The following is a 26,147-nucleotide window of genomic DNA, read 5'->3' on the forward strand; positions in this document are numbered from 1 at the left end:
AAGAAAAACAATGCTCTCCGCCAGGGCGCCATCCATGTCCATCATCCGTCCCTCCTCCCCCATTTATGGGGGAGGTCGGGAGGGGGGGCAGGCGGAAAACAGCGGCTTTGGATCTGTATGAATCGGATAGCCGGCTTGGCGAGGGCCGGTCCCGGACACAGTTCGGGGCGACCCGCAGGCCGCCCCGATTCGGCGTTGATCAACGTCCTTCTTACTATTGAACCCTTCCTATTGAACCCTTGGACGCCCGGATCCAAGGAGCGCTGCCACGATCCGGGCAGAAGGCTGGCCTTCGAAATCAGGTCCTTTCGATCAACTTGGTCACCAAGCTTGCCGGTCGCCGACGGCTGCCGGGGCACGAATGCCGCAGGCAGGTCAGGCTGGCCGGGACATGCGGCTCATTTCGTCCTTGATCGCCAGTTTCTGGCGTTTCAGCGTCGCGATCAGACTGGAGTCCGGCATTGGGCGCGCGGTTTCACTTTCCAACAGCACCTCCAGTTCGGAATGCCGGCTATGCAGCGCATCCAACCTTGCATCACGACCCATGGCATGACCCTCCTTGATCAGGTGAGAAACGGGTCGAGTCTACCCGAGCCTCGGGCGTAGATAAAGGGTTTCCGCGACGCTTCCGTGAATTTGTCCTCTTTTCCCTTGATCCCGCGTTCCGGATCCGTATTGTCAGGAGTTTTTTCGAATGAGTCTATCCTTGCCCCTGGTCGTCGGCATCAGCGGCGCGTCCGGAATCGCGTACGGTGTGCGCCTCCTGGAGGTGACCCGCCGACTCGGGATTCCGACCCACCTCATCATGACCCGCACGGCCGAGATCACGCTGGCCTATGAAACCGCGCTGAAGGTCGCCGACGTGCGCGCGCTGGCCACCGCGTGGCACCGCGTCGACGACATGACGGCGCCGCCCTCCTCCGGCAGTGTGCGCACCCGGGGCATGGTGGTGGCGCCGTGCTCGGCGCGCTCGCTGGGGGCCATCGCCGCCGGCTCGGGCGATACCCTGCTCAGCCGCGCCGCCGACGTGACGCTGAAGGAACGGCGCCGCCTGGTGTTGATGGTGCGGGAGACGCCGCTGCACCTGGGCCACATCCGGGCCATGGCGGCGGTCACCGAGATGGGCGCGGTCATCGCTCCGCCCATGCCCGCGTTCTACAGCAAACCACAGTCACTGGATGACGTGGTGGATCACGGGGTCGGCCGGGTGCTGGACCTGTTCGACATCGACGCCGGACTGGTCAGCCGCTGGCGGTCCGGCGATCCGGAGGACTGAGGCGAAACGCCTACCGGCGTTCCGACGGGTCCGGCGCCGGCGCATCCCCGCCATGCGCTGGAACCCGCCGGCCCAGCTGCGTCTCGCGGTAGACGATGTACAGCGCCGAGGCGATGATCACCGCCGCGCCCACCAGGGTCCAGACGTCGGGCACCTCGGCGAACGCGATCACGCCGATCAGCGTCGCCCACAGGATTTGCGAGTAGTCGAACGGCGTGACCAGCGACGCCTCGCCCTCGCGGTAGGCGCGCACGGCCAGGTACTGCCCGCCGCTGGCGGCGGCGCCGATGGCCGCCAGCAGCACCCAGGTCAGGGGCTCCGGCCAGCGCCACACCAGCGCCGCCGGCACCGCCGAGGCCAGCACCGCGCCGATGGCGAACCACATCAGGATGGTCAGGGGCTGCTCCGTCTCCGACAGGATCTTGACCATGGTCAGGGCGCCGGCGATCAGCGCCGCCGAGGCCAGGGCGGCGAGGGCATTCACATCCAGCGCCGACGGATCGGGGCGCATGACGATCAGCACGCCGACGAACCCCACGGCCGTGGCCAGCCCGCGCCGCCAGCGCACCACCTCGCCCAGGACCAGCACCGCAAGCACGATCATGAACAACGGCCGCGCGTAGGTGATGGAGATGGCCGCCGCCAACTGCATGTGGGTGATGGCGTGAAACAGGCAGAACATGGCCAGGATGCCGATGGTCACCCGTACCGCATGAAGCCCCGGGCGGGCGGTGCGCAACACGCCCAGGCCGCCGCGCCGCATGAACGGCAGCAGCGCCAGCAGGCCGAACAGGCAGCGGAAGAACACCACCTGGAACGAATGCAGCTCTCCGCCGACAAACTTGATCAGGCCGCCCATGGCCGAAAAGACCATCGCGCTCAGCAGCATGAACAGAACGCCCCGGGCGTTGCCGGACAACGCCCGCCAGCGGGTGGTGACGGACGGGGACACACAAAGACTCCTCGCGGGAGGACACGCGCGGCGAACCGGCCGGGCGGACGCCAAGCCTACCGCCTCGCGCCGGCCGCTGACGACGGAATTCACGGGGTGAGGCCAAGCGTCAGCTATGCGTATAGCGCATAACTGGTCATGTCCGCCCGCCGTCCGTGTGTCCGTCCGGATCAGTCCCCCACCGGGCGCCCCGCCGCCGGCCGGCGCGGATCCACCTTGCGCCACAGGCGCGGCAGGCCGTGGATGTCCTCGCCCGGGAACAGATAGGGGCGGAACTCCAACACGAAGCCAAGCTGGACCAGCGCGCGGTCCAGCTCGTGGTCGAACGCCGCGTCGCTGTCGTCGCGAAGGTACAGCCCCCCGCCCGTGGCCAGGCAGCGGTGGAACAGCGGCAGCATGTGCCGCAGCAGCCGCTGCGTCAGGTGCGGCAGCACATCGACGCAGATGATCATGTCGAAGAACCCGGGGGGCAGCAGGTCGAACCGCCACGTCGGCAGGTGATAGATGCCGGCCTGCTCGCGCAAAGCGAAGTCACGCGGATCCACCACATAGTCGCTCACGGGCAGAACGTTGGCCCGCCGAAAATACTCCGCCTGGGCGACATAGGCCGCCTCGTCCGACTCCAGGGCGGTATAGACCAGCCCCGGCACCTCCTGGCACCAGATGTTGAGCTGGCGGCCGCACCCTGGGTGAAAGTCCAGAATCCGCCGTGTCTTCCAGCGCGTTGGGCGCGGGTAGAGATCCTGGAACCGGTAGTCCTCGGCGTTGCGGATGTCCATGGCCAGCGGGCCTGGCGGCACCGTGTCGATCAGGCCATCGCGGTGCAGGCTCTCCAGCACCAGCCGGGTGACGGCGTGGCTCTGCGCGGCGCGGGCGGGATCGGCGCTGGCATACAACGGCGCCGGCGTGCGCGCCGGGTCGATCAGGCGGGGGACCAGTTCGACCACCTCCGGCTCCAGGTCCTCCGGCGTCTCGCCCGACGGGGCGATCCACGGGGCGATGCCCGGCGGCAGGGCGCGCAGGTCGGTCTTGCGGCGCTGGCGGAACAGGTCGGGCGTCATGGTGGCGCTTTCAGGGTGGCGCGGTCGGATGCGGGATGATGGATCCAGGACGGCTCGTTCCGACTATCGCATCCTGCGCGCCTTGGCAAACACCGCGCGCGGGGTTCCCAAGGCAATCGTGTGAAGGGGGTTCCATCGCTGAGACGGACCCCGGGGCCAGAAGCCAGCACGAACCCCGTATCAGGTCGGAGGGGACCTCGCGGTTCCCCTCCTCCCACACCACCCTGCGTACGGTTCCGTACACGGCGGTTCATGTCGTGTTCAGCTTTGCGGTCCTCCTCGCCCGACACCCTTTAAGCGCCCAGCCTAGCCTTGCGGGTACTGCCCGCTACCTCCGGCTTCAGGCCCTCGTGCGAGGCATCTGCTCAGGGTGATCGGAAACTCGGTCCTGCCTCCTTCGACATGTTCGGCCCTTCACCGCCCGGTCTCGCGGATCCTATGGCCTCTGCTGACTCCTGCCGCCCCCCACCCGTCTACAATGCCGACACCTCTCGGCGCCGGGTGCCCTTGAAACCAAGGGCAAGGCGACAGGCCTCCCAGGGTAAGACGCGCGACCTTCATCCCATATACCCGCCGCATCTACGCCCAGACCCTCCGGGTGACATCGGGCTTCGGGTCGAATGGCCCCCTCGCCCAGGGTCTTGACGCCTCGTATGCGGTTCCTGTCCGTCGGGCCAGGACTTTGCTTACAGCTTCCTTCAGACCCCGCCTCGCGACGACGCCCTTGCTGTTCGGCTAGCGGTTCCCGTCACCAGGGTCCGCAGAGGACTTCCACCCCCAAGTCGCCCGAACCGCCACCACAGCGGACCGGACAGCGCCAGTCACGGCGCTACGGCCCATGCCTGGCGCACCATTGCGAACCCTATTGCGAACCCTCGTCGCAAGGCGAGGGTGAAGCAATCCAGAGCGTAGGGTTCAAATATCCGCTCTGGATTGCTTCCTCGCTGCGCTCCTCGCAATGACGATTACAAACCAAGACGTGTGGATCGGATAGCCTTTTACGGGGAGGGCTGGGGTGGGGTCTTTCGCCGGCCGGCCGGCTCTCGCCAACGCTGGCAGCGAAATGCGACTGTGGTAGGAGCCTTGGCATCTGGGCTCAAGAGCCGGCAGGATAGGGTCCTCACACCATGCCCGTTGACCGGGACGCCTCACCGATGGCTCTGACAACCGCCGCCCTTCTGGCCACCGCGACCGAGCGCCTGCGCGCGGCGGGCGTGCCCGATCCGCGCCTGGATGCGCGTTTGCTCGCCGCGCACGCGCTCGGTGTGGCATCGCCAGGGGCGCTTACCGTCCGCGCCGACGAGCCGGTGCCGGCCGAGGCGGCGGCCCGCTTCGAGACTTTGGTTGAGCGTCGGGCGGCGCGCGAGCCGGTGGCGCGCATCCTCGGCCGGCGCGGGTTCTGGACCCTGGACCTGGTGCTGGGTCCAGACACGCTGGAGCCGCGCCCGGATACGGAAACGGTGGTTTCGGCGGTGCTCGACCGGGTGGCGGACCGACAGGCGCCGCTGCGGCTGTTGGACCTGGGGACCGGGACCGGAGCGATCCTTCTGGCGCTGCTGGCGGAACTGCCGAACGCGCACGGGACCGGCGTCGACATCGCGCCCGGCGCCGTCGCCACCGCCCGCGCCAACGCCAACGCGCACGGCCTGGACGACCGGGCGCGCTTCGTCGCGGCGGATTGGCGAGACGGCCTGCCGGACCCGGCCGGTCCCCTCGACGTCATCGTGTCCAATCCGCCCTACATCCGGACGGCGGACCTGAGCACCCTGGATCCCGAGGTGCGGGGACACGACCCGGCCGTGGCCCTCGACGGCGGACCCGACGGGCTGGACGCCTATCGGCTGGTGATCCCGCTGGCGGCCCGGCGCCTCGCGGCCGGCGGCTGGCTGGCGGTTGAGGTGGGGGCCGGCCAGGCCGAGACCGTGGCCGCGCTCATGCGGGCGGCCGACTTCGGGGCGCCCGCGTGCGTCACCGACCTGGCCGGCGTGCCCCGCTGTGTGATCGCACAGGGTTGACCCGGAAAAAACACGCGGACGGGTGAAAAAGTTCTTGGAAAGACGCGACGGGCGCCCTACGGTCTCGACGACGCGCCTGTTCGGACGAAGTTGCCCGTCGGAAGACGAGGCCCGGGCGTGCGGCGGGCCAGGGATGATTGCGCCCGCACTGGCGGGTTCCGGCCGGCGAGCTGGTGGCGCACACGCCGCGATGCCGCGTGACATCCCAAAACGGATCGCGGCAGCGTCGGGACAGTGGCTCTCTCGTGCGAGATATTTTCGCTCTGAAGGCCGGGTGTCAGCAGACGCCTTCAGGGACCGCGGCGGTCACCGCCGCCGCCCCCCCGGAACGGACACACCGCCGGTGGCGTGTGGTGTGCGGACCGGTTCGGCCCGAATGCGTGAAACCGTCCCGAGATGGGACGATCGTTGTTTCCTTGGCGGACTGAAGCCGGCGGATCCGCCTCGCACCGACCCGACGCGTCGGGTCGCGGGCCGGCTGACCATGATCCAACGCCGATTTGGCGCGATGTGGACCGATTCATCAGGCAACCAGACGGACTCATGAAACAAGGCTCGAATACCCGGGGACGCCCCCGTGGCCGCGTCGGCGGCGGCAGTGGCGGCAAGCGCACACCGAACCGCAACCAGACCTTTGACAGCAATGGACCGAGCGTCCGGTTGCGGGGCAATGCCATGCAACTGGTCGAGAAGTACACGGCCCTGGCCCGCGACACGAGTTCGCAGGGCGACCGCGTGCTGTCCGAGAATTATCTTCAGCACGCCGACCACTACTATCGGGTCTACATGGCGTTGACCGGGCAGATCGACACAAGCCGGCCCGGCGCCTCGCCCCATCACCGCGCGCCGGGGCAGGCCGTTGGCGGCGGCCCGGACGACGACACCGACACGGCGGCGGCCGACAGCGGCGCGCCCGAGGGGGCCGGCAACGGCAACGGAAACAGTGGCCGGCGCGGCAACGGGCGGAGCCGCCCCGGCAACGGCGCCGACCGGTCCGACGAGGCGCGCGCGGACGAGCAGGCCGCAGACGCGACCGCTTCCACCGAGACCGGCGACGATGAGTCCGGGACGGACGAGGGCGAGCGGGACTCCGGCCCGCGCCGCCGCGCGCCGCGCCGGACATCGCGCGGCGGAGGCCGGACCACCCGCGAGGCCCGGGACACGGACGCCGACACCGGGGACTCTGCCGGAGCCGACCAGAACGGCGACGGCGGCAGTGGCTCCGAAGAGGAGGGGACGGCGCGGCCGGCGCGCCGCACGCGCCGTGGATCGCGGCGGAGTTCCCCGTCCGGGGAGGGCGAGTCTGGCGACGGCAACTCCGACGCCCAGATCGCGTGACACCTTCGCCTGACCAGAACGCCGACACGGGCGCGTCGGGACACCGCGCCCGGCGGACAGCGGGCGCGGTCTCTCTATGCTGTCGTTTTCGGCGAGATCATGAGCATGAACGGGATCTCGCCGTGCGCCAGCCGCAAGGCGCCCATGGCGGTGACCACTTTCAGGTCCTTGTTCTTGAACGCCGAGTAGATCTCATAACCCACGTCTTCCTTCGGCAGTTCGACGTGATCGACGTGTTCCATGAACTTGGCGATCAACTCCATGCGCGGGCGGTCAAAGATGTTTTCGTCGGCCTCGAACTCGTAGCTGGCGTCGGGGCCGTCGGCGGCGTCCATCATCTGGGCCACGAAGGTGATGTTGGCCATGGCAGGGGTGTCCTCTTGGCGGTCGGAGGGAACCGGGCGCGACCACGCTGCGCGCGGCGCGTGCCGGGAAAGAGACCTCCACCTTAGGGCACTCCCCGCGCGGACTCCAGAACAGCACCCCAACCCCAGCGGGGGAATTCACGGAACCGCAACACGGGCCGGCCTCACCCGCGCCGGCACCAGAGGCGACCGAACAGGGCGTCCAGCGACACCGGGCCCGGTCCGCGCAGCAACAGCAGCAGCAGCGCCGTCGCCCACAGGGTGTGTTCCGGCCAGTTGCCGGGGTAGACGAAAACCTGGATGACGGCCGTCATGCCCAACAGGCCCAGCGCCGACAGCCGCGTGAACAGGCCCAGGATCAGCAGAATGGGGAACAGGTGCTCGGCGGCGGTGGCGATCTGCGCGGCCAGCTCCGGCGGCAGCACCGGCACGGCGTATTCATCCTGGAACAGGAAGTACGTGCTGTTGGTGATCTCCCAGCCGGACACCTTGGTCTGGCCGGAGCGCCAGAACACGCCGGCGATGCCCAGGCGGGCGAACAGGCCGATGACCCACAGCGGCACGGCGGCGCCGGCGCCGGTGATCGCCAGCCAGGTGCGCGTCAGCGGGCCGCACTGGCCGCCGGCGCGGGCGCTGTGGGGGGCGGTGGATTCCGTGGCGGACGGGGCGGGTGTCATGCGGAGGTCTCCGAATGGCTGAGGGGCGTGCTTAGGGCGTGGTTGTCGCGGGCCGACTGCGGCACGGCGATCTCGGTCAGCAGCCCCAGCGACAGCACACAGGCCAGGGCGCCGGTCAGGTCGAATCCGGGACTGCCGCGCGTGGCCGCCTGGGCGGCGGTTTCCAGCGTTTGCCCCATGTCGAGCGCGAACAGCAGCGACAGGGTGCCCTCGTCGGCCCGCGCCATCCGCACCCTGTCATGGGGCCGGCAGATCAGGATGGTGGCGCCGCCTTCGTCCAGCGAAACGGTCTCGGTCTCGTCCCAGCCGGGCTGGTGCATGTCCCAAATGCGATCCACCGGCCAGGCCGAGACCACGAACCGGAACGACGGATGCACCGCACAGCGGACCATCGGCAGCACCGACGGCGGCACGGCGGCCAGCGTGTCGTGCGCGGCCGGCCGGGCGTCGGCGGCATACAGGGCGCCCAGCCGCGCCCACTCCAGCCGCGCCACGTCGGCCAGATACGGCAGCTTGGCGGCCGGCTCGAACCCGGCCAGGAAGTCCGCGAACCGCTCGCCGTAGTGTGACAGCACCGGCGAGTCCGGCGGCGCCCGGCGGATGAAGGCGCGCGCGGTCTGGGCGAAGAAGGCCTCGCCGACCAGCGCCTTGACCACCGGGAAATTGGCTCCCAAAGCCTCCGTCAGGGTGATCAGGGTGTTGTTGCGGTGGATGGCGATGCGCTGCATCGGGCTCAGGCCCCGACCGTCGATCAGCGCCGCCAGCGCCGGCTCGTCACCCGACAGCACGGCCCGGCCGATCATCTCCTGGATGGCGGCGACTCCGGGCATCACGCGGGCTCCCGTTCCGGGGTCAGGATGGAGGCGACGCGGGCGGCCTCGGCGGCCAGTTCCGGCCAGGGCGGGATGTTGCTGTCGCGCTCGATCAGGGTCGGGCGCGGCCCCGCCAGGCGCAGCGTCAATTCGTACAGGGCCAGCACGGTCTCGCTGACGGCGCTGCCGTGGTCGTCGATGCGGATCTCGACGCCGTCGACGTGGCGCACCGCGTGCCCGGCGAGGTGGATCTCGCCGACCGCATCCAGCGGCAGGCCCTTCAGATAGTCCAGCGGGTCGAACCCGAGGTTGCCGGCGCTGACGACGATGTTGTTGACGTCCAGCAGCAGGCCGCAGCCGGTGCGCCGGACCATCTCGGTGAGGAACGCCGTTTCCTCCATGTCGCTGATGGTGAAGGCGAAATAGCGCGACGGGTTCTCGACCAGGATGCGGCGACCGAGCGCCTCCTGCGTCTGGTCGATGTGGCGGACCAGCAGGTCCAACGACTCGTCGGTATAGGGCACCGCCAGAAGGTCGTTGAGATAGGTGCCGACGGTGCCGCACCAGGCCAGGTGCTCGCTCACCAGGGCCGGCTGATAGCGGTCGACGACGGCGGCCAGTTTCGATAGGTGCCCGCCGTCCAGGTCATGCGCGCCGCCCAGCGACAGGCCGACGCCATGCACCGACAGCGGAAAGTCGCGCCGCACCGTCTCCAGCGCGCGGTGCTGCGGCCCGCCCGGGTGCATGTAGTTCTCGGCGTGGATTTCGACCCAACTCACGGACCCGGGATCGGCCAGCAGGGCGTCGACGTGCTCCGGCTTGAGCCCGACGCCGACCGAGGCCGACGGAATGGCGTCCGGAATGGCGCCCGGAATGGCGCCCGGAATGGCATGGGGTCGCGGGGCGCGCGTGAGACCCTGGGACAGAGACATAACGGACTCCGGCCGTGAGGACCCCGGGGCGGGCGTGACGGGCCGCACCGGCCGTGACCGGTCCGTCCCGCCAACACCCCGTCCACGGGCGTGGGACGCGAGGTGGAGACCGCTGGGTCAGGAGCTCTTCGGCTCCAGGCTGCCGCCCACCAGCTTTTCGCAGGTGCCCTCGGGCAGGGCGATGAAGGCGTCACCCTGGCCGTCCACCTTGGACGTGCCGGCGCAGGACGAGTTGGCGGTCTGGCAATCGTTGTGGCCCGCTTTGACGACGCCGTAACACTTTTCCATGTCGGCGGCGGACGCCGTGGTCGGCGCGGCCAGGGCGAGGGCGGCGGTCATGGCACCGGCGACGAGGGTCGAGGTTTCGATCACTTTCATGGTCTGAGTCTCCTGGTCGGTCAGAGAGTGAGGATCGTTCGATGGCGCGATCCCGGTGGTCCGGTCTGCCGGCCGGGGCTCGGTCGCTGCGTCCGGCCCGGCCTGGGGGTGGCGAAGGCTGATCGCCACCGCCCACACCTCCAATCTGGCGCCGCGATGCGAATAAGTGAAATTCCAATGTGGCATTCTTTTCATAGCCGCCAGGCATGATGCCCGTGCATGGGTGTCATGCGCTGGTGTGATGTCGGGTAGATTCGCAGGCCGATGAACGCGCACCGCGATCGCCCGGCCGCCAACGCGACCACCTGCCGCGCGGCGACCTTGCTCACGGCTTCGCGATCATCAGGTACAGGTTCACCGCCGCAAGCCCCGTGGCGACGATGCCGACCCACAGCCACCGCAGGGCCAGCCGGCGGTAAGCCGGCGGCACCTCGCCGTCCTGTTCGAACCGCAGGGCCATGCGCGCCTGCCGGATCTGGATCGGGATCAGCACGACCAGCCACATCAGGCCGGCGACCACGAACAGCCCGATGCCCCACCACAGCCACGCCGCCCCGGCGGTCCACCATCCGCCCAGGATCATCAAGGCGATGCCGCTGACCAGCACAAGGACCACGCCGCCGAAGGTGAAGACCCAGTCGGTATAGGTGACCAGTCTCTGCGCGAAGGCGATGGTCGCGGGATGGTGGGTGCGGTCGGCGAAGACCTTCCAGACCGCCGTGACGGTCACGTTGCCAACGAACAGGACGACGCCGACGAGGTGAATCACAAGCCAGTGCGTATAATCAAACAGCAGGAAGGTGTCCATGCGGGCTCCGGGGGTCAGGTCATGGCCGACGCCCGCGCATCCGAAGGACCCACATTGGGGCGCTCGACGGCCCGCAGGATCTCCGGCAAGCCGACCGATCCCATGACACCGCGCTCTTCCACATGCACCGGGCGGCGACCCGAGGGGTCGCTGTGGAAGAACGTCAAGGCCTCCTCAAGGGTTGCCTGGGCCGGGACAACCGGGCCGCACGCGCCGTTCGTCTCGGCGGACATCACCGCTTTCACCCGCAACACCCGCGCCCGGTTGATGTCCTTGACGAAGTCGGCGATGTAGGCGTCGGCGGGGTGCATGACGATCTCGGGCGTCGTGCCTTCCTGGATCACGGCGCCGTCGCGCAGGATGGCGATGCGGTCGCCGATGCGCAGGGCCTCGTCCAGGTCGTGGGTGATGAAGACGATGGTCTTCTTCAACTCCCCCTGGATGCGCAACAGCACGTCCTGCATGTCGGTGCGGATCAGCGGATCGAGCGCCGAAAACGCCTCATCCATCAGCAGAATGTCGCAGTCAGTGGCCAGCGCGCGGGCCAGGCCGACGCGTTGCTGCATCCCTCCGGACAGGGCGGCGGGATAGCGGTCCTCGAAGCCGCCGAGCCCGACGCGGTCGATCCACACGCGGGCGCGCTCCTCGGCCTGCGGTCGCGTCAGTCCCTGCACGCGCAGGCCGTAACCGACGTTGCCCAGGACGGTGCGATGCGGGTGCAGGGCGAAGCGCTGGAACACCATGCTCGCCCGATGGCGGCGGAAGGCACGCAGGTCCGGCGGCGCCAGCGCCAGGACGTCATCGCCGTCGACGACGATGGAACCGGCCGTCGGCTCGATCAGCCGGTTCAGGTGGCGGATCAGGGTGGACTTGCCGGAGCCCGACAGGCCCATGACCACGTGCACGTCGCCCTCGCGCACGTTCATGGTGATGGCGTCCAGGCCGAGCACGTGGCCGTGCTGCTCCAGCAACTCGGTCTTGCCGATGCCGTCGCGCACCAGCGGCAGCACCGAGGCCGGGGCGCGCCCGAAAATCTTGTACAGGTCACGGATGGCGATCTTGGCGCCGTTGGCGCCGTTGGCGCCACCGGCCTCAGCGGGACTCATGGCGGTACCTCTGCATCCGGCGCCCGTAGGACTGGGTGACCCGATCAAAGATGATGGCCAACAGCACCACGGCGAGGCCGTTCAGCACGCCCATGGCGAAGTACTGGTTGGTCACGGCCCGCAGCACCGGCTGGCCCAACCCCTTCACTCCGATCATCGAGGCCACCACGACCATGGCCAGGGCCATCATGATCGTCTGGTTGATGCCGGCCATGATGTTGGGCAGCGCCAGCGGCACCTGCACGCCCCACAGGCGTTGCCACGGGCTGGCGCCGAAGGCATCGGTGGCCTCCAGCACCTCCTTGTCGACCAGGCGAATGCCCAGGTCGGTCAGGCGGATCACCGGCGGGATGGCGTAGATCACCACCGCCAGCAGCCCCGGCACCTTGCCCAACCCCAGCAGCATCACCACCGGGATCAGGTAGACGAAGCTGGGCATGGTCTGCATGACGTCGAGCACCGGCACCACGCCGCTTTTCAGGCGGTCGGAACGCGACATCAGAATGCCGATGGGGATGCCGACGACGATGGCGATCAAGGTGCACACCGAGATCATGGCCATGGTGCGCATGGTGTCTTCCCACATGCCCATGACGCCGATGGCCATGAAGGACGCCACCACCAGCACCACCAGCGTCCAGCCGCGACTGGCCGTCCAGGCCAGCCCGGCGACAATGGCGATCACCAGCCACCAGGGCGCGCCGAGCATCGCCTGCTCGAACCACACCATGAAGCGCAACAGCGGGGTAAAGGCGTCCTCGATGGCCGCGCCGTAGGTGCGGGTGAAGGCCAGATAGGCGTCGTCCACCGCGCGGTTGAAGGCACGCAGCGTCGCGTCATCCAGGGCCGGGAACTCGATCAGCCAGTTGGACTCGGCCATGGGTGGGGTGCTCCGGGTGGGACCGGCGATTCAGCCCGTCAGGTGCGTTCGCGCGGCAGGCGCGGGCGCACCATCCGTGGGTTCCCGGTGCGTTGGCCGCCACATCGCCCCGCGACGCGACGGCCGAACGCATCCGACCGCGCTACAACGCCGCCTTGACCTTTTCGGCCACATCCGCCGGCACCCACCCGGTCCAAACGTCCGGGTATTCCTGCAGGAAGTGCACGGCCGCGCCCTCGGCGGTGGCCTGGGAGTCCTCCTGCCACGCCAGCACGGCGTTGATGACGTCGTTGGGCACCGTCACGCTTTCAACGAAGCCATAGGCCTCCGGCGCCGATTCGGCGAATCGGGTCGTGGCCACCGTCAGCACGTCGGACGAGGGGTACATGTTCGGCCGCGGATCGGCGCAGTCCCGTTGCGTCACGCAATCCCAGGTCTCCGGGTCGTGCTCCATGCCGCCGATCATAACCATGTCGTACTTGCCGAGCACGGCCGTGGGCTCGAAGTAGTAGGCGAAGATGGGCTCGCGCCGCTCATAGGCCTTGGCGATGGCGCCGGCCAGGCCGGGGCCGGAGCCCGGATCGAACATGGTATAACCGGCCTCGTCCAGGCCGTAGGCCTCGAACAGGTTCTCGTTGACGATCTGGCACTGCCAGCCGGCCGGACAGGTGTAGAAGCGGCCCTTGCCCGGCTCCTCGGCGTCCGGGAACAGGTCGGGGTTGGCCTTGATGCCCTCGATCGTGGCCAGCTCGGGATGCTCCTCGACCATGTAGGACGGCACGAACCAGCCCTCCTGGCCGCCGTCCTCCAGGGTGTGGGTGGCGACCTTGATGCGCCCTTCGTCGACCGCCTTGGCGATCACCTCCTTGGCGGCGTTGGGCCAGATCTCGGGGGCCAGGTCGGGCTCGCCCTTCTCGGTCATGGAGGTGATGGTTGGCACGGTGTCGCCCGGCACCAGCTCGGCGTCGCAGCCGTATCCCTCGTTGAGGATGATCTTTTGCATGTGGGCCAGCATGGCCGCCGAGTTCCAGCTCATCTCGGCGATGGAGACGTCGCCGCAGTCGGCGGCCCGGGCGGTGGACGGCGCGGCCAGCATGGCCAGCGACGACGCCAGCGCCACGGCGGCGCCCGCGATTAGCGTTTTCATGATGTGAGGTTCCCTGTTCCGGTGACGCTTGGGGTTCGGTCGGATCGGATGGGGCGGGTCCCCGGGAAAGCACTGCGAGGCGCGTCGGTCGGCCGATGGCGATGTCGCGCCCCGTCCCGGCGTGTGTCTTCCAAACGTAGCGACCCGGGGCCGTGGGTGCAAACCCCGGGCGGGCTCCGGGGGCATTTAACCGGCGCGAACCCAGCCGGCCAGTTCCTCCAGCGTCTCCGCGTCCAGCATCAGGGCCTCGACGTGGAGCGCGTCCTCCATCGAGATCGGGCGGCCGTCGACGATCAGGTCCTCGGCGAACGGCGCGGCGAGGCGCGGTCCCAGGTCGGCCACGTCGTCCGCCTGGGCCACGGGCACCAGGGCGACAAAGGTCTCGTCGCCCACCCAGGACAGAGTCCCCGCCTGCGGCAGCGCGGCGGCCAGCCGTTCGGTGGCGGCGGCGAACAGGGTCTCGCCGCCCTCGGTGCCCAGGTGCTCGGCGATGCCGGCCAGCCCGTCCATGCGCACAAGCGCCAGCACGGCCGGCTGGGCGTTGGCGAGGGCAGTCCGGGCGGCCTCGACCAGGGCGGGCGCCGGCGTCAGATGGGCCAGGGCGGCGACGGGATCGGGACCGAACAGGCCCGGTGTGGCGGTATCCGGCTTCGGCGCCGGCGCGGTCTCTGGGTCCGGTGTGGGTGCGGGTGGCGGGGCAGGCGCGGACTCAGCGGCCGGCGTTGGCGTTGGCGCGGGCGGCGGGGGCGCGTCCTCCCTGGCCACCGGCTCGGCCGCCGGCTCGCGCACTGGCGCGCTCAACGCCACCAGCGCCGACGGGGCCAGCGCCGCCGCCAGCAGCGTCACCACCAGCGGCGACACCGCGCCCCCGCTCACCAGGACCGCCGCGCACAGGCCAAGGACACGGGCCGCCTGGGTGATGGCCGCCGACCCCTGCGGCGTCCGGTCCACCAGCAGCACCAGCGACTGCCCGCCCAGGATCACCAGTCCGAGCGGGTTCCAGACCATCAAGGGGAGCGTCACGCCGAGCAGGGCGCCCGCCGCCCCGAGTCGGGCCGCGCCGAGGCGCGCGGCAGCATAGCCTCCCACGGCGGCGACGCCGGCCAAGCCCGCCAGCGTGGCCAGCCCGCCCGGCGTCCAAAGCACCGCCGGCGGCGGCGAGAGCCACCCGCCCAGCGGCAGCGGCAGCATGGCGAGCAGACCGCCGGCACCCAACGCCCAGGCGTGCCCGGCCACGGCCACGCCGAGCAGGTCGGTCAGGCCGAGCAGCGCGAAGGCCGCGAGCGCGGACGCCGTGATCCCGGCCGCCATCCGCGCGGCGGAAGGGCCGTTGCTCATGGGCGCCCCCGCCGGTTCGACGGGTTCGGGGTGGGCGAAACCTGTGAATCAGCCATGGCCATGCCACCTTTGCTCGGCATCGGACGGGGCCCCATCCTTACCCCATTCCACCGTTCGGGGGGAGCCCCGGCGCAAGGGGACGCAGTGACCACAGTCACTGCCGCGCTCGACGTTTTCCGTCAAACGTCTTGTTGAGAGATCGTTTGACGTGCCGATGACGAGGCGCCGCAATCAGCCAGAGTCCGAGGGCGGGCGATGACGCAACACGGGGACAACAGCGTGCCCAACAAGGGGGTCCCGCCGTCCGGGAGTCCGCGTTCCTGGCGCGACGTGGTCGAGCCCTTGGACGCCGGAAACCTGCTGGACCTGGCGCGCCAGCGGTCCCAGGAATCGCGGGAATCGCTGGCCTCCTTTATGATCGAGTTGCTGGACGGTCAGTCCGGCGTGCTCTCGGACAGCGAACGCTCGCTGACGAGCGACATCCTGCGCACCATCATCTTCAAGGTGGAACGGTCGATCCGCGACCGTCTGGTCAGCGTGATCGCGGACATCGAGGGGTGTCCCTATGACCTGATCTGGTTCCTCGCCAACGAGCCGATCGAGATCGCCTATCCGATCCTGTTGCGCAGCACGGTGTTGCGCGACGCCGACCTGATCGAACTGGTCCAGCGCAAGGCGATCGAACATCGGATGACGATCGCGGCGCGGCCCAACCTGTCGCCGGCCGTGTCCGACACGATTGCCCGCGTGGCCGAATCAGAGGTGATCGTCAGGCTGCTGCGCAACGAGACGGCGGCCCTTGGCGAGTCCACGCTGGCGTGCCTGGTCGAGCGGGCGCGAACGGACCAGGTCCTCCACGAGCCCTTGGTGAAACGCCCCGAAATGACGGCGGAGCTGGCGCAAAAGCTGGTCCACTGGGTGTCCGACGCCTTGCGCGAGTACATCCTGTCGCACTGGACGATCCCCGCCGCGACCCTTGACGAGAGCCTGGAAACCGTTCTCGAGGATGCGGCAATCCTTACGGACACGGACGAGATCGAGGCCCCGGTGGACCCCACGATTCAGACCGTGCCCGGCGATCCGGATCGCCTGAAACGCCTGATCATTTCAGCCATGGGCGTGGGCGACCTGCGCTTGGTCGTCTCGCTGATCAGCGCCTCCCTCGGCGTGCGCAAGGCCCTGATCCGCCGCGTCCTGGCCGAACGCTCCAGCGAGTCGCTGGCTGTTGTGTGCCGAGCCTTGGGCATGACGTCACACGAGTTCCTCAGTTTCAGCGCCGCCGCGCGCCTGAAGGCGCACACGTCCGGCGGCGTCGATGAGGACCCCGCGACCCTGGCAGCCGTCTACGACCGCATCAGCGCGGAAACAGCCCGGTCCGTGGTCGCCCACTGGTCTGCTCCACGGTGAGGAGTCCGAGCGGCGGACGCCGGCCGGCCGACGACCGAACGGTCTTTATGCGTCGGCCGGGAACAGCCTTCCCATCCCGAGACGCGCCCCGCCTCGCCCCACCGTGTTGACCAATCTGAGTCACACGTTTTTGTCATTGCGAGGAGCGTAGCCCAAAAAACAAAACTGGGGCAATCCAGGGCGAATACATCATGACCAAGCCCTGGATTGCTTCGCCGGCGTCCAAAGACGCCGGCTCGCAATGACGAGTCCGGCTTATTCACTTGGCTCCGGTAAACCCAACATGGTGCGCTGGACAGGTGTCCCATCGTACCAGATCGCGCATCTACCGGAGCCAAGTGAATAAGCCTTTGACGAGTTTTGTGCGGGCCTCTGGCCCCAGGGGCCGTCTCAGCGATGGAACCCCCTTCACCCGATTCCCCTGACGCCTCACCCCACCGTCTTGACTCGGGGCGAGCAACACCGTACTCCGCTTCGCGGCGTCTGGACACCGGCGGGCGACACGGGCGCTCGGGGCCGCGCCTGCCACGGCACTGCGCACGCAGACGCGCCTATCTCATGCAAATCACCTCTCATGAAAATCACCGGGTCTTGTCAATAAAGGGATCGTGTCATGGGGACCGAACTGGCCGGTTACGACCTGTTCACTGGATTTAACTGGTTCATCACGCAGGTCTTTCTGGGTCTTCTTCCGTGGCCGAATATATTTGCCTTTCTCATACCCATTGTCTTCATTCTCGTGCCCCTGTTTCCCCAATACCTGCTGTTCAACGTCGTCAAGATCCCCCACCTGCGCAACCGCGTCCGTCTGGCATTTCTGCCGGTGATCTGGTCTTCGGTGGCCCTGTACGGATACCTGTTCCGGGACAAGGGACCGGACCATAGCTCGGCGCCCATTCTGACCGATGTGCTGATCCTGCCGTTTATCGTCTTCGCGGTGCTGAGCATTTATCAGGTCGTCCACAATGAGCAGTGCCGCAAGTTTGTTGTCGTCTTTGTCGCCCTTAATTTCTATTTCCTGTTGACCCTGAACAACCTGGCGTTCATGGCGATCACCGACCGATGGACCTTCGCCGACGTGTAACGAGGATCCTCGCCCCCGATCGCCCCTTGCCATCCGGCGGGGGAGACGGTTCCCTGCGGTTGACCGGTCTGTTCTGTGAGACTCCCGCATGACGCGTCGGTTTCCTTTTTCCCCGCGCGGCCTTCTGCTGGCCGGGTTCGGCGGCCTGGCCCTGGCCTTCGCGGCCGCCCTGATCGCGGTGACGCTGCCGGCCGGCGGCGCGCACCCCCAGGAGCCAAGGCTGGCGCGGGCCGCCGTGCTTGCGAACGGGCTCGACGGATGGGTGCGGGCACGCCTGGAGGCGCTGCAGGCGGTGGCGGAGACCACGCAGGCGACGGTCGCGGCCGGCCTCCTGACGCTGGACGATGCCCGGGAGGTGGATGCCTACGTGCGCGGCCTGATGGCCGGCGCGCCGGCCCTGGAAAGCCTGGCCCTGATCACGCCGGACGGCCGGGCGCGGCGGTACGGGCGGGACGGAGCGCCGGTCCGCGAGGACTGGGGCGAGCGGCCGGCCGTCTCCGCCATGGTCACGGACATGCTGGCGCGCCCGGCGGCGGGTGATCCGACCGTGGAGTGGGGCCACCCGGTGTGGCGGTCCCGGGCCGGGCACGCGGTGTTCAACATCCGCGCCACCCTGGTTCGAGACGGCGCGCCGGTGGGGGTTCTCCTGGCCATGGTCGGCCTGGATCCGATCGCGCCGGCCGTGTCCCGCCACGCGGACGAGGACGGGGCCGACGCGGCACCGACCCCGTATGTCCTGTATGGCGGCGAGCGTGTGCTTGCCCATCCCCGGCTCGACGGCGGTGGGACGGGCGACGGCGTGGCGAACAAGGTGGCGGTCGCCGCCCTGCCGGCCCTGTCGGACCTCAACGACCCCGCCCTGGCCGCCCTGTCCGAAGCCGGCCCCGCGCCGAATGGCGAACCCGTGCGGCACGTGCGTCTGCCGGAGGCCGGCGTGGTCCATGTGCTGCGGCGGGTGGACGGCGTCGCGCCGGAGCCGCTGCTGGTCGGCGCGCATGTCGCGGTGTCTTCCGCAGGGGTGTTCAGCCGGACGGCCCTGGCCATCGGCGCGGCGGTGGGTCTCGGGCTGTCGGTCGTCGTCCTGGTGGGTCTGGCCTGGCGGCGGGCGGCGCCGCCCGCCTAGGGGCTTTCACGGGGCGGCCGGGGGCTCTACCATCGGCCGCGCGAGGGGGCGATCCCCCGTGTATCGGCGACAGCGGAGGGGACCGAACGCATGGCCGCACGCATTATCACCGTGGCCCAGCAGAAGGGCGGCGCCGGCAAGACGACGCTGGTCGCGCAACTGGCCGTCACCTGGGCGCGGCGCGGCAACAGCGTGGCCCTGGTCGACATCGACCCGCAGCGCAGCCTGGCCAGCTGGCACGCCTTCCGGGCCGACCAGGTTCCGGACGGCGCGCCGCTGCATCTGTCGGACGTGGCCGGGTGGCGGCTGGGGACGGAGCTGGACCGCCTGCGCCACCACTATGACATCGTCGTTGTCGATACGCCGCCACACGCCGAGACCGAGGCCCGGGCCGCCGTGCGCGCCGGCGATATCCTGCTGCTGCCGATCCAGCCCAGCCCCATGGACCTGTGGGCCACCAAGCCCACCGTGGATATGGCGGACAAGGAAAAGACCGCCGCCCTGATCGTCATGAACCGGATGCCGCCGCGCGGCAAACTGCCGGAGGTGATGCTGGAGAAGCTGCTGGAGGAGGGGCTGCCCATCGCCCACACCAAGCTGGGCAACCGGGTCGCCTACGCCGCCAGCATGATGGAGGGCAAGGGGGTGGTCGAATACCAGCCCAGTTCGACCGCCGCACGGGAGATCGGCGCCCTGGCCACCGAGGTCCTGGCGACCCTCAAGGGCCGGGCCAAGGCGCGGTAAGACACGGCGCCTACGCCGTCAGTTCCTGCACCAGCATCTCCAGGCGCGCCACGTCGTGCACCACCAGGGCATCGCGCTCACGCGTGACCATGCCCTTGCGGGCCAGGTCGTTCAGCACGCGGGCCACCGTCTCGCGCGTGGTCGAGACCCGGCTGGCGATGTCGGCGTGGATGGGGATCGGCCGGATGACGGCGCGGCCCGCGTCGTCCACCCCGGCGGCCTCGGCCTGGCGCAGCACCTCGGCCTGGACCCGGTTGTTCGCCCCCAGCGTCGACAGATCAACGATGCGTTCGGTGGCCGCGCGGATGGTGGCCGACAGGCGCCGCATGACGATCAGCGCCAGCGGCGGATGATCCGCCAGCAGCGTCAGGAAGGCCGTGGCTGGCAGGGTGGCGATCCAGCAGTCGGTGACCGCCAGCACGCTGGCCGAGCGGGGCGCGCCGTCGAACGCCGCCAACTCGCCGAAAAAGCTGCCGGTCTCGACGTCGGCCAGCGCCACCTCGCGCCCCGAGACGGTGTAGATGATGATCCGCGCCGTGCCCTGGGCCACGAAATAGACCTCGCGGCTCTCGCAGTCGCGGTCCAGGATCTGTTCCTGGGCCGCGTAGCGCCGCCAGCCGCACTGGCGGGCGATGCGCGCGCGCGCCTCCTCCGGTACATCGGCGAACAGATGCACCCCGGCCAGTCCGGGCGGCCGGGCGGCGATCTCGGGCGTGCGCTGGCTTCTGGTCATCCCGGTGTCCAACCCCGCGGGACCCCGCGTCCGTCACGTTAAGGCGTCAGATCCTTGGTATATCGGACCCCCAGTTTCTCACACGTTTGTCAGTGAAGGGTTAATGGCGGCGGCACGGCGCTGTTTCCGCTCTGGACCCGACCCGGGGTTCGTTGCTATATCCGCGCCGAAGCTTAATGAAAAAGCGGCGCAACGCCGCGAGTGTCGTGTGCCGGTGCCGACGAGACGGCCACCGCACACCCCTCAGCGCGGCGCGCCGGCCCCTTCGGAACAGGAAAAGGAGTCTTCCCCCATGGCCCTGGTCTCCCTGCGGCAAGTCCTCGATCACGCCGCCGAACACAGCTATGGCGTGCCGGCCTTTAACGTTAACAACATGGAACAGGTGCTGTCGATCATGAACGCGGCGCAGAAGACCGATTCGCCGGTCATTCTGCAGGCCAGCCGTGGCGCCCGCTCCTACGCCGGCGACGTCATGATCAAGCACATGATCCAGGCCGTCACCGAGATGTACCCGGACATCCCGGTCGTCATGCACCAGGACCACGGCAACGCCATGTCCACCTGCCTGTCGGCCATGGCGAACGGCTTTTCCTCGGTGATGATGGACGGCTCGCTGGAGGAGGACGCCAAGACCCCGGCGTCGTACGACTACAATTGCGCGGTCACCGGCAAGGTGGCCGAGGCCGCGCACATGATCGGTGTGTCGGTCGAGGGCGAACTGGGCTGCCTGGGCTCGCTGGAGACCGGCAAGGGCGACAAGGAGGACGGCCACGGCTTCGAGGGCGAGCTGGACCACTCCATGCTGCTGACCGACCCGGACGAAGCCGCCGACTTCGTCGCCAAGACCAAGGTGGACGCGCTGGCCGTGGCCATCGGCACCAGCCACGGCGCCTACAAGTTCACGCGCGAGCCGACCGGCGACATCCTGGCCATGAACGTCATCAAGGCCATCAACAAGCGCCTGCCGGACACCCACCTGGTGATGCACGGCTCCTCGTCGGTGCCGCGTGACCTGCAGGAGATGATCAACGCGTACGGCGGCGAGATGCCCGAGACCTACGGCGTGCCGGTGTCCGAGATCGTCGAGGGCATCAAGAACGGCGTGCGCAAGGTCAACATCGACACCGACTGCCGCATGGCCATCACCGCCGCCATCCGCAAGGTGCTGGCCGAGAAGAAGGCCGAGTTCGACCCGCGCAAGTACCTGAAGCCCTCCATGGAAGCCATGCAGAAGATCTGCGAGGACCGCTACGAGGCCTTCGGCACCGCCGGCCAGGCGCACAAGATCAAGCCGATCCCGCTGGCCGAGATGGCCAAGCGCTATGCCTCCGGCGCGCTGGACCCGAAGGTGAAGGCATAACACCGATCCGACCGGGCGGGAGGAGACCTCCCGCCCGGAACCGGTCTTGTCCCTCATCACGAAACGGTTCCGGACCGGAGAACACCCCCGTCCGGCAAGGGCACGCGCTACGGCGTGTCGTTGGAGCCGTTTTTCTTTATCCCTTGTCGACGCGATCGAATTTCTTGATCAAGTCGCTCTCTCTGAATTCTTGCCAGCTCACCCGGCAGCGCTAGAGAGACTATAAATCCAAACGTCGACATGCCTGCAAAGATATTATGCACAAAGTACAAATGAGACCATTCTTTTGCCTCTACAATCTCTGAAAACACCAAAAGACCCAGTATCACAATATACAACAAAAAAAGAGCATTGAATCTCTGAAGGTCCCCCTGTATTTGCTTCGCGCTCTCCCAGGCAACGCGCCAGTTTCCTGGCAACAACATACCAGGATCGCCGATTATTGAAACAACTGCGAAGAGGGAAGCTGCCAGAACTGAGAAAGTCAGCCCAATATACGCTGCTGGCGCCTCTGATTCTCTAATAGAGTCACCAAGATAGTATCCGGACCAGATGGATATGACAAGCGCAAAAGAAATGAACACGATTCTTTTTTTGTCAAATTGCCACATGTTTTCACTCCAAAAGCCCAGTCTGATCAAAGGTGTCCAGAGTGTCCCGCAACTTATCTTCGCAGTCCGAGGGGTTCAGAATCCTCTTGTCCCCTGCAACTTTGTAATCCTTGTGCAGCGTCATCTTGCTTCTCGTCACCCGTAGTCCGCTTTTTGTGACGATAACAAATTCATCCTCATGATTTCGTAGAACGCTAGATGCCATGGTCGACAATAACGATTTTACTTGTGGTTTATCCCAATTCCGACCCGCCCTTAGCATCATTCGGCCAGCTACATCTGATGCTGCCGCAACTTGATTTGGGCTCAGCCGCTTGGTAATCAACGACTTAAGAAACCCTACTCCAGGATCCCCATTCGAACTCAACAATGATTCTAACACAGGGCGAAAATCTCCTACGTTCAGGTCTATTTCAGCGACGCCAGCCTGAAAGACCTTTTCGAACGCATCCCTATCAAGTATTGCTTCCAGTTTGAAATCGCAGTCATCGCGGTCAAAATGTTCAATCATGTTGATCAACAACGCATTTACTGTGCCGTCCCTTAACGTAGTGTTATGGCCGGTCCATACAACATCATTCGCGCGAATAACAACGAAAAGCTGTGACTGAATAAACTCCATGCCTTTTGGCGGGTCCGTCACATCGGCATCAAGGGCCTCAACACCAGTTGCGGCAGGGATTACCGCCGCAGGGGCTCCCTTTTCGAAGACGACCAAATGCAGAAAGCACGATGTCCGCTTCATTGACCGACGCGCGACAACAACATCAAAGTCATCACCGTATTCAAAAACCGGGCACTCCGCCCTCGGGACGCCACTGAAACAGTCTTTAATCACCTCTGAAAGGTCTGATCTTTGGTTTGAAAACCAAACTACACGGCGATAATGGGCGGTCTTTCGCATTCATCCCTCCATAGTGTTTCGGGAGAGTATACTGCGGAACTCGCCAAACGGTCAATGCGCCGTGAACACGACCGATGCGACCGTCTTGGGGGGATTGTGCCGAGCTGGTCGGACGAGCGGTTTCATCCGCTCTGGATTGCTTCGTCGCTTCGCTCCTCGCAAAGACAGGCTTCTCGGCGTATTTCTAGCTTGCGCCCTGGCACGCGACGACGCGACCTCTTTTCGTCGTCGCGGTGGAGTGTCGGCATTCCACCCTTGACCCGTTGCGAGTCGGCGCCCCATGTAGGGCCTTCTCCCACGCTTTCCCGCCCGCCCGGAGGTTTCCGCCGATGACGCCCGCTCCCGCCCATGACCCGATCCAGTGGCACGGCACCACCATCCTGTCGGTGCGCAAGAACGGGCGGGTGGTGATCGCCGGCGACGGGCAGGTGTCGTTCGGCCAGACGGTGATGAAATCCAACGCCCGCAAGGTCCGCCCCCTGTCGGACGGCAAGGTGCTGGCGGGCTTCGCCGGCGCCACCGCCGATGCCTTCGCCCTGCTGGAGCGGCTGGAGGGCCAACTTGAGAAGCACCCCGGCCAGCTCACCCGCGCCTGCGTCGAGATGGCCAAGGACTGGCGCACCGACCGCTACCTGCGCCGGCTGGAAGCCATGATGGCGGTGGTGGACAAGGACGTCTCGTTGGTGCTCACCGGCAACGGCGACGTGCTGGAGCCCGAGGACGGCCTGATCGGCATCGGCTCCGGCGGCTCTTATGCCCTGGCCGCCGCCCGCGCCCTGGCCGACCGCGACGACATGGACGCCGAGGCCATCGCCCGCAAGGCCATGACCATCGCCGCCGACATCTGCGTCTACACCAACCACAGCGTCATCGTGGAAACCCTGGGCGGCGAGACCTGACCCTCGCCATCATTCCGCCGCGTTTCACCCGCCCCGCCCAACGTCTCCGGACCTCGTCATGCCTGCCTTCAGCCCCCGCGAAATCGTCTCCGAACTGGACCGCTTCATCATCGGCCAGGGGGAGGCCAAGCGCGCCGTCGCCATCGCCCTGCGCAACCGCTGGCGCCGCCAGCAGTTGCCCGAGGGCTTGCGCGAGGAGGTGCTGCCCAAGAACATCCTGATGATCGGCCCCACCGGCGTCGGCAAGACCGAGATCGCCCGCCGCCTTGCCCGCCTGGCCGAGGCCCCGTTCCTCAAGGTCGAGGCCACCAAGTTCACTGAGGTCGGCTATGTCGGCCGCGACGTCGAAAGCATCGTGCGTGACCTGGTCGAGGTGGCCATCACCGAAACCCGCGAGCGGATGCGCAAGCGCGTCCACGCCAAGGCGGAGCTTGCCGCCGAGGACCGGGTCCTCGATGCCCTGGTGGGCAATACCGCCAAGGACAGCACGCGCCAGAACTTCCGCAAGATGCTGCGCGAGGGCCGGCTGGCCGACAAGGAAGTCGACATCGAGGTGCGCGACAATGCCGGTATGTCCATGCCCATGATGGACATCCCCGGGATGCAGGGCACCCAGGCCGGGATGCTCAACCTGGGTGATCTGTTCGGCAAGGCCTTCGGCGGCCGCACCACCCGCAAGCGCATGACGGTCGAGGCCAGCTACGAGGTTCTGGTGCGCGAGGAGGCCGACAACCTGCTCGACGAGGACCAGGTGGTGAAGGAGGCCATCGCCGCCGTCGAGGACAACGGGATCGTCTTCCTGGACGAGCTGGACAAGATCACCGCCCGCAGCGACACGCGCGGCGGCGCCGACGTCTCGCGCGAAGGCGTGCAGCGCGACCTGCTGCCGCTGATCGAGGGCACGACGGTGACCACCAAGCACGGATTGGTGCGCACCGATCACATCCTGTTCGTGGCCTCCGGCGCGTTCCACCTGGCCAAGCCGTCGGACTTGCTGCCGGAGTTGCAGGGCCGCCTGCCGATCCGGGTGGAGCTGTCGGCCCTGGGGCGCGACGACTTCGTGCGAATCCTGACCGAGCCCGAGGCCAGCCTGATCAAGCAGTACAAGGCGCTGATGGGCACCGAGGGCGTGACGCTGGAGTTCGAGGACGACGCCATCCTGGCCATCGCCGATCTGGCGGCCGAGATCAACACGTCGGTCGAGAACATCGGCGCGCGGCGCCTGCACACGGTGCTGGAACGGCTGTTGGAGGAGATCTCGTTCACCGCCTCGGACCGCGGCGGCGAGACCATCGTCGTCAACGCCGAGATGGTGCGCGAGCGCGTCAACCCGCTGGCCAAGTCGTCCGACCTGTCGAAGTTCATTCTCTGACGGTCGGGGACCGCGTCAGGGGATGGCGACCGAAGCGCAGCGGGCCGCCATCCTGGCGCGCCTGGACGAGATCGAGGCGGAGATGAATCGCGCCGGCCTGTGGCTGGAGCGGCTGCCCGACCCACCGGCCACGGGGCCGCTTGATCCGGAGACGGGGTTCGAGGCGTGGCTGCAGGGCGTCTTCCTGCCCAACGCCCGGCGGGCGGCCGAGTCCGACACCCTGCCCTCGCGCAGCCAGGTCGGTGTGATGGCGCAACGCCAGTACGACTACCACAGCATCGTGCCGGAGGCGTTGCGGCTGGTCGAACTGCTGCACGATTTTGACCGCATGGTCGAGGCGGCGGCGCGGCGGCGCCGATAACACTGGCCGCGTCCCGTTCAACAGGCCGGAGATCAGCCCCCGACGGCGGCCACCAGGGCCTCGGCCACGCCCACGGCCTTGGCGGCGCGGCCCTTGGCGAACTCGTCGTCGGCCTCGGCTAGGTCGTCGCGGGCGGACTGCAGCCGCTCGCGGGCCTTTTCACCCGACACGCCCTCGAGGTCGAACGCTTCCTCGGCCAGAACGGTGCAGCGCTCCTCGGTCACCTCGGCGAAACCGCCGGCGACGAACAGGCGCGTCCTCACCTTGCCGCCTTCGTGGATGTCGATCACCCCCGGCCGCACGGTCGAGAGCATCGGCGCGTGGCGGGGCAGCACGCCGAAGTCGCCCTCGACGCCGGGCACGACCACCATCTCCACCGGCTCCGAGATCAGCAGCCGGTCCGGCGAGACCAGTTCGAATTCCGTCGTTTCCGCCATCGCCTGCATCACTCCTGAGGATCTCCG

28 protein-coding genes are annotated in these 26,147 nt (G+C 67.8%); 11 read left to right on the top strand and 17 right to left on the bottom strand.

The features are described 5' to 3' along the window. Positions 1-375 precede the first annotated feature (375 nt). Positions 376-546, bottom strand: a complete 171-nt coding sequence (locus Q0309_RS04250) for a YdcH family protein (RefSeq protein WP_299437805.1) — start codon at positions 544-546, stop codon at positions 376-378. 148 nt (positions 547-694) lie between these two features. Here Q0309_RS04250 and Q0309_RS04255 point away from each other — a divergent pair, with 148 nt between their 5' ends. Continuing rightward, entirely contained in the window at positions 695-1,276 is a 582-nt protein-coding gene (locus Q0309_RS04255) for a UbiX family flavin prenyltransferase (RefSeq protein WP_299437808.1), read from the top strand. 10 nt (positions 1,277-1,286) lie between these two features. Here Q0309_RS04255 and Q0309_RS04260 read toward each other — a convergent pair whose 3' ends face one another. Continuing rightward, positions 1,287-2,228 carry a DMT family transporter gene (locus Q0309_RS04260; RefSeq protein ID WP_299437810.1) on the bottom strand — a complete coding sequence of 314 codons (942 nt, stop codon included), beginning with the start codon at positions 2,226-2,228 and terminating at the stop codon, positions 1,287-1,289. 170 nt (positions 2,229-2,398) lie between these two features. Continuing rightward, entirely contained in the window at positions 2,399-3,289 is an 891-nt protein-coding gene (locus tag Q0309_RS04265; protein WP_299437812.1) for a class I SAM-dependent methyltransferase, read from the bottom strand. Positions 3,290-4,443: 1,154 nt separating this feature from the next. Here Q0309_RS04265 and prmC point away from each other — a divergent pair. Together prmC and Q0309_RS04275 are read left to right on the top strand one after the other, a co-directional pair. Further along, positions 4,444-5,304, top strand: a complete 861-nt coding sequence (prmC, locus tag Q0309_RS04270) for a peptide chain release factor N(5)-glutamine methyltransferase (protein ID WP_299437814.1) — start codon at positions 4,444-4,446, stop codon at positions 5,302-5,304. 543 nt (positions 5,305-5,847) lie between these two features. Further along, on the top strand, positions 5,848-6,642 hold the full coding sequence (locus Q0309_RS04275) for a DUF4167 domain-containing protein (RefSeq protein WP_299437817.1): 795 nt from the start codon (positions 5,848-5,850) through the stop codon (positions 6,640-6,642). A 74-nt stretch (positions 6,643-6,716) separates the two neighbouring features. Here Q0309_RS04275 and Q0309_RS04280 read toward each other — a convergent pair whose 3' ends face one another. The 10 genes from Q0309_RS04280 to Q0309_RS04325 all read right to left on the bottom strand — a co-directional run bounded on the left by Q0309_RS04280 (position 6,717) and on the right by Q0309_RS04325 (position 15,085). Beyond that, the gene (locus Q0309_RS04280; protein WP_299437819.1) at positions 6,717-7,007 is read right to left on the bottom strand and encodes a hypothetical protein; all 291 of its coding nucleotides are present in this window, start codon (positions 7,005-7,007) and stop codon (positions 6,717-6,719) included. A gap of 164 nt (positions 7,008-7,171) precedes the next feature. Continuing rightward, the gene (locus Q0309_RS04285; protein ID WP_299437821.1) at positions 7,172-7,684 is read right to left on the bottom strand and encodes a DoxX family protein; all 513 of its coding nucleotides are present in this window, start codon (positions 7,682-7,684) and stop codon (positions 7,172-7,174) included. Beyond that, positions 7,681-8,514 carry a DUF2063 domain-containing protein gene (locus Q0309_RS04290; protein ID WP_299437823.1) on the bottom strand — a complete coding sequence of 278 codons (834 nt, stop codon included), beginning with the start codon at positions 8,512-8,514 and terminating at the stop codon, positions 7,681-7,683. The genes Q0309_RS04285 and Q0309_RS04290 overlap by 4 nt, the downstream gene beginning before the upstream one ends. Continuing rightward, the gene (locus Q0309_RS04295; RefSeq protein WP_299437825.1) at positions 8,514-9,428 is read right to left on the bottom strand and encodes a DUF692 domain-containing protein; all 915 of its coding nucleotides are present in this window, start codon (positions 9,426-9,428) and stop codon (positions 8,514-8,516) included. Before Q0309_RS04295 ends, Q0309_RS04290 begins: the two co-directional genes overlap by 1 nt. 117 nt (positions 9,429-9,545) lie before the next feature. Continuing rightward, the gene (locus Q0309_RS04300; RefSeq protein WP_299437827.1) at positions 9,546-9,806 is read right to left on the bottom strand and encodes a DUF2282 domain-containing protein; all 261 of its coding nucleotides are present in this window, start codon (positions 9,804-9,806) and stop codon (positions 9,546-9,548) included. Between the two features lie 325 nt (positions 9,807-10,131). Then, positions 10,132-10,614, bottom strand: coding sequence for a DUF2269 family protein (locus Q0309_RS04305; protein WP_299437829.1), 483 nt, complete (start codon positions 10,612-10,614; stop codon positions 10,132-10,134). Between the two features lie 14 nt (positions 10,615-10,628). Then, positions 10,629-11,720: a glycine betaine/L-proline ABC transporter ATP-binding protein gene (locus tag Q0309_RS04310; RefSeq protein ID WP_299437831.1), complete on the bottom strand. Its 1,092-nt coding sequence runs from the start codon at positions 11,718-11,720 to the stop codon at positions 10,629-10,631. Then, complete coding sequence (locus Q0309_RS04315; RefSeq protein WP_299437833.1) at positions 11,707-12,600, bottom strand: proline/glycine betaine ABC transporter permease; 894 nt, start codon at positions 12,598-12,600, stop codon at positions 11,707-11,709. The genes Q0309_RS04310 and Q0309_RS04315 overlap by 14 nt, the downstream gene beginning before the upstream one ends. A 142-nt stretch (positions 12,601-12,742) precedes the next feature. Beyond that, on the bottom strand, positions 12,743-13,747 hold the full coding sequence (locus tag Q0309_RS04320) for an ABC transporter substrate-binding protein (protein WP_299437835.1): 1,005 nt from the start codon (positions 13,745-13,747) through the stop codon (positions 12,743-12,745). A 186-nt stretch (positions 13,748-13,933) separates the two neighbouring features. After that, positions 13,934-15,085 (bottom strand): diguanylate cyclase, encoded by a 1,152-nt coding sequence (locus Q0309_RS04325; RefSeq protein WP_299437837.1) that lies wholly within the window; start codon positions 15,083-15,085, stop codon positions 13,934-13,936. Positions 15,086-15,340: 255 nt separating this feature from the next. Here Q0309_RS04325 and Q0309_RS04330 point away from each other — a divergent pair, with 255 nt between their 5' ends. The 4 genes from Q0309_RS04330 to parA all read left to right on the top strand — a co-directional run bounded on the left by Q0309_RS04330 (position 15,341) and on the right by parA (position 19,443). Beyond that, complete coding sequence (locus tag Q0309_RS04330; RefSeq protein ID WP_299437839.1) at positions 15,341-16,492, top strand: DUF2336 domain-containing protein; 1,152 nt, start codon at positions 15,341-15,343, stop codon at positions 16,490-16,492. Between the two features lie 613 nt (positions 16,493-17,105). Continuing rightward, entirely contained in the window at positions 17,106-17,576 is a 471-nt protein-coding gene (locus tag Q0309_RS04335; protein ID WP_299437841.1) for a hypothetical protein, read from the top strand. A gap of 88 nt (positions 17,577-17,664) precedes the next feature. Beyond that, positions 17,665-18,699 (top strand): hypothetical protein, encoded by a 1,035-nt coding sequence (locus Q0309_RS04340; protein WP_299437843.1) that lies wholly within the window; start codon positions 17,665-17,667, stop codon positions 18,697-18,699. Between the two features lie 90 nt (positions 18,700-18,789). Next, complete coding sequence (gene parA / locus Q0309_RS04345) at positions 18,790-19,443, top strand: ParA family partition ATPase (RefSeq protein ID WP_299437845.1); 654 nt, start codon at positions 18,790-18,792, stop codon at positions 19,441-19,443. Between the two features lie 10 nt (positions 19,444-19,453). Here parA and Q0309_RS04350 read toward each other — a convergent pair whose 3' ends face one another. Then, the gene (locus Q0309_RS04350) at positions 19,454-20,176 is read right to left on the bottom strand and encodes a Crp/Fnr family transcriptional regulator (protein ID WP_299437848.1); all 723 of its coding nucleotides are present in this window, start codon (positions 20,174-20,176) and stop codon (positions 19,454-19,456) included. A gap of 292 nt (positions 20,177-20,468) precedes the next feature. Between Q0309_RS04350 and fba the strand changes: the two genes are divergently transcribed. Then, a complete protein-coding gene (fba, locus tag Q0309_RS04355) occupies positions 20,469-21,536 on the top strand; it encodes a class II fructose-bisphosphate aldolase (protein ID WP_299437850.1) in 1,068 nt (355 codons plus the stop codon). 107 nt (positions 21,537-21,643) lie between these two features. On the opposite strand, the gene Q0309_RS04360 is transcribed toward fba, so the two are convergent. Both Q0309_RS04360 and Q0309_RS04365 read right to left on the bottom strand, forming a co-directional pair. Continuing rightward, a complete protein-coding gene (locus Q0309_RS04360) occupies positions 21,644-22,147 on the bottom strand; it encodes a hypothetical protein (RefSeq protein WP_299437852.1) in 504 nt (167 codons plus the stop codon). 4 nt (positions 22,148-22,151) lie between these two features. Further along, positions 22,152-23,051 (bottom strand): hypothetical protein, encoded by a 900-nt coding sequence (locus Q0309_RS04365; RefSeq protein WP_299437854.1) that lies wholly within the window; start codon positions 23,049-23,051, stop codon positions 22,152-22,154. A 329-nt stretch (positions 23,052-23,380) separates the two neighbouring features. On the opposite strand from Q0309_RS04365, the gene hslV reads away from it, so the two are divergent. From hslV to Q0309_RS04380, 3 genes are read left to right on the top strand one after another with little or no spacing between them, the layout of a single operon-like run. Next, a complete protein-coding gene (hslV, locus tag Q0309_RS04370; RefSeq protein ID WP_299437856.1) occupies positions 23,381-23,950 on the top strand; it encodes an ATP-dependent protease subunit HslV in 570 nt (189 codons plus the stop codon). A 58-nt stretch (positions 23,951-24,008) separates the two neighbouring features. Beyond that, entirely contained in the window at positions 24,009-25,322 is a 1,314-nt protein-coding gene (gene hslU, locus Q0309_RS04375) for an ATP-dependent protease ATPase subunit HslU (protein WP_299437858.1), read from the top strand. Positions 25,323-25,344: 22 nt separating this feature from the next. Next, positions 25,345-25,683: a YqcC family protein gene (locus tag Q0309_RS04380; protein WP_299437860.1), complete on the top strand. Its 339-nt coding sequence runs from the start codon at positions 25,345-25,347 to the stop codon at positions 25,681-25,683. Between the two features lie 32 nt (positions 25,684-25,715). Here the strand turns inward: Q0309_RS04380 and Q0309_RS04385 are convergent, their stop codons facing one another. Continuing rightward, a complete protein-coding gene (locus Q0309_RS04385) occupies positions 25,716-26,120 on the bottom strand; it encodes a F0F1 ATP synthase subunit epsilon (protein ID WP_299437862.1) in 405 nt (134 codons plus the stop codon). Positions 26,121-26,147: the final 27 nt, after the last annotated feature.

Origin of the sequence: uncultured Rhodospira sp. (genome assembly GCF_937138205.1) — a bacterium.
Classification (GTDB): domain Bacteria; phylum Pseudomonadota; class Alphaproteobacteria; order Rhodospirillales; family Rhodospirillaceae; genus Rhodospira.

Coding starts and splice junctions, on each gene's coding strand:
- Q0309_RS04250 (WP_299437805.1), bottom strand. CDS start 546: ATGGGTCGTGATGCAAGGTTGGATGCGCTGCATAGCCGGCATTCCGAA.
- Q0309_RS04255 (WP_299437808.1), top strand. CDS start 695: ATGAGTCTATCCTTGCCCCTGGTCGTCGGCATCAGCGGCGCGTCCGGA.
- Q0309_RS04265 (WP_299437812.1), bottom strand. CDS start 3,289: ATGACGCCCGACCTGTTCCGCCAGCGCCGCAAGACCGACCTGCGCGCC.
- prmC (WP_299437814.1), top strand. CDS start 4,444: ATGGCTCTGACAACCGCCGCCCTTCTGGCCACCGCGACCGAGCGCCTG.
- Q0309_RS04275 (WP_299437817.1), top strand. CDS start 5,848: ATGAAACAAGGCTCGAATACCCGGGGACGCCCCCGTGGCCGCGTCGGC.
- Q0309_RS04280 (WP_299437819.1), bottom strand. CDS start 7,007: ATGGCCAACATCACCTTCGTGGCCCAGATGATGGACGCCGCCGACGGC.
- Q0309_RS04285 (WP_299437821.1), bottom strand. CDS start 7,684: ATGACACCCGCCCCGTCCGCCACGGAATCCACCGCCCCCCACAGCGCC.
- Q0309_RS04290 (WP_299437823.1), bottom strand. CDS start 8,514: ATGCCCGGAGTCGCCGCCATCCAGGAGATGATCGGCCGGGCCGTGCTG.
- Q0309_RS04295 (WP_299437825.1), bottom strand. CDS start 9,428: ATGTCTCTGTCCCAGGGTCTCACGCGCGCCCCGCGACCCCATGCCATT.
- Q0309_RS04300 (WP_299437827.1), bottom strand. CDS start 9,806: ATGAAAGTGATCGAAACCTCGACCCTCGTCGCCGGTGCCATGACCGCC.
- Q0309_RS04305 (WP_299437829.1), bottom strand. CDS start 10,614: ATGGACACCTTCCTGCTGTTTGATTATACGCACTGGCTTGTGATTCAC.
- Q0309_RS04310 (WP_299437831.1), bottom strand. CDS start 11,720: ATGAGTCCCGCTGAGGCCGGTGGCGCCAACGGCGCCAACGGCGCCAAG.
- Q0309_RS04315 (WP_299437833.1), bottom strand. CDS start 12,600: ATGGCCGAGTCCAACTGGCTGATCGAGTTCCCGGCCCTGGATGACGCG.
- Q0309_RS04320 (WP_299437835.1), bottom strand. CDS start 13,747: ATGAAAACGCTAATCGCGGGCGCCGCCGTGGCGCTGGCGTCGTCGCTG.
- Q0309_RS04325 (WP_299437837.1), bottom strand. CDS start 15,085: ATGAGCAACGGCCCTTCCGCCGCGCGGATGGCGGCCGGGATCACGGCG.
- Q0309_RS04330 (WP_299437839.1), top strand. CDS start 15,341: ATGACGCAACACGGGGACAACAGCGTGCCCAACAAGGGGGTCCCGCCG.
- Q0309_RS04335 (WP_299437841.1), top strand. CDS start 17,106: ATGGGGACCGAACTGGCCGGTTACGACCTGTTCACTGGATTTAACTGG.
- Q0309_RS04340 (WP_299437843.1), top strand. CDS start 17,665: ATGACGCGTCGGTTTCCTTTTTCCCCGCGCGGCCTTCTGCTGGCCGGG.
- parA (WP_299437845.1), top strand. CDS start 18,790: ATGGCCGCACGCATTATCACCGTGGCCCAGCAGAAGGGCGGCGCCGGC.
- Q0309_RS04350 (WP_299437848.1), bottom strand. CDS start 20,176: ATGACCAGAAGCCAGCGCACGCCCGAGATCGCCGCCCGGCCGCCCGGA.
- fba (WP_299437850.1), top strand. CDS start 20,469: ATGGCCCTGGTCTCCCTGCGGCAAGTCCTCGATCACGCCGCCGAACAC.
- Q0309_RS04360 (WP_299437852.1), bottom strand. CDS start 22,147: ATGTGGCAATTTGACAAAAAAAGAATCGTGTTCATTTCTTTTGCGCTT.
- Q0309_RS04365 (WP_299437854.1), bottom strand. CDS start 23,051: ATGCGAAAGACCGCCCATTATCGCCGTGTAGTTTGGTTTTCAAACCAA.
- hslV (WP_299437856.1), top strand. CDS start 23,381: ATGACGCCCGCTCCCGCCCATGACCCGATCCAGTGGCACGGCACCACC.
- hslU (WP_299437858.1), top strand. CDS start 24,009: ATGCCTGCCTTCAGCCCCCGCGAAATCGTCTCCGAACTGGACCGCTTC.
- Q0309_RS04380 (WP_299437860.1), top strand. CDS start 25,345: ATGGCGACCGAAGCGCAGCGGGCCGCCATCCTGGCGCGCCTGGACGAG.
- Q0309_RS04385 (WP_299437862.1), bottom strand. CDS start 26,120: ATGGCGGAAACGACGGAATTCGAACTGGTCTCGCCGGACCGGCTGCTG.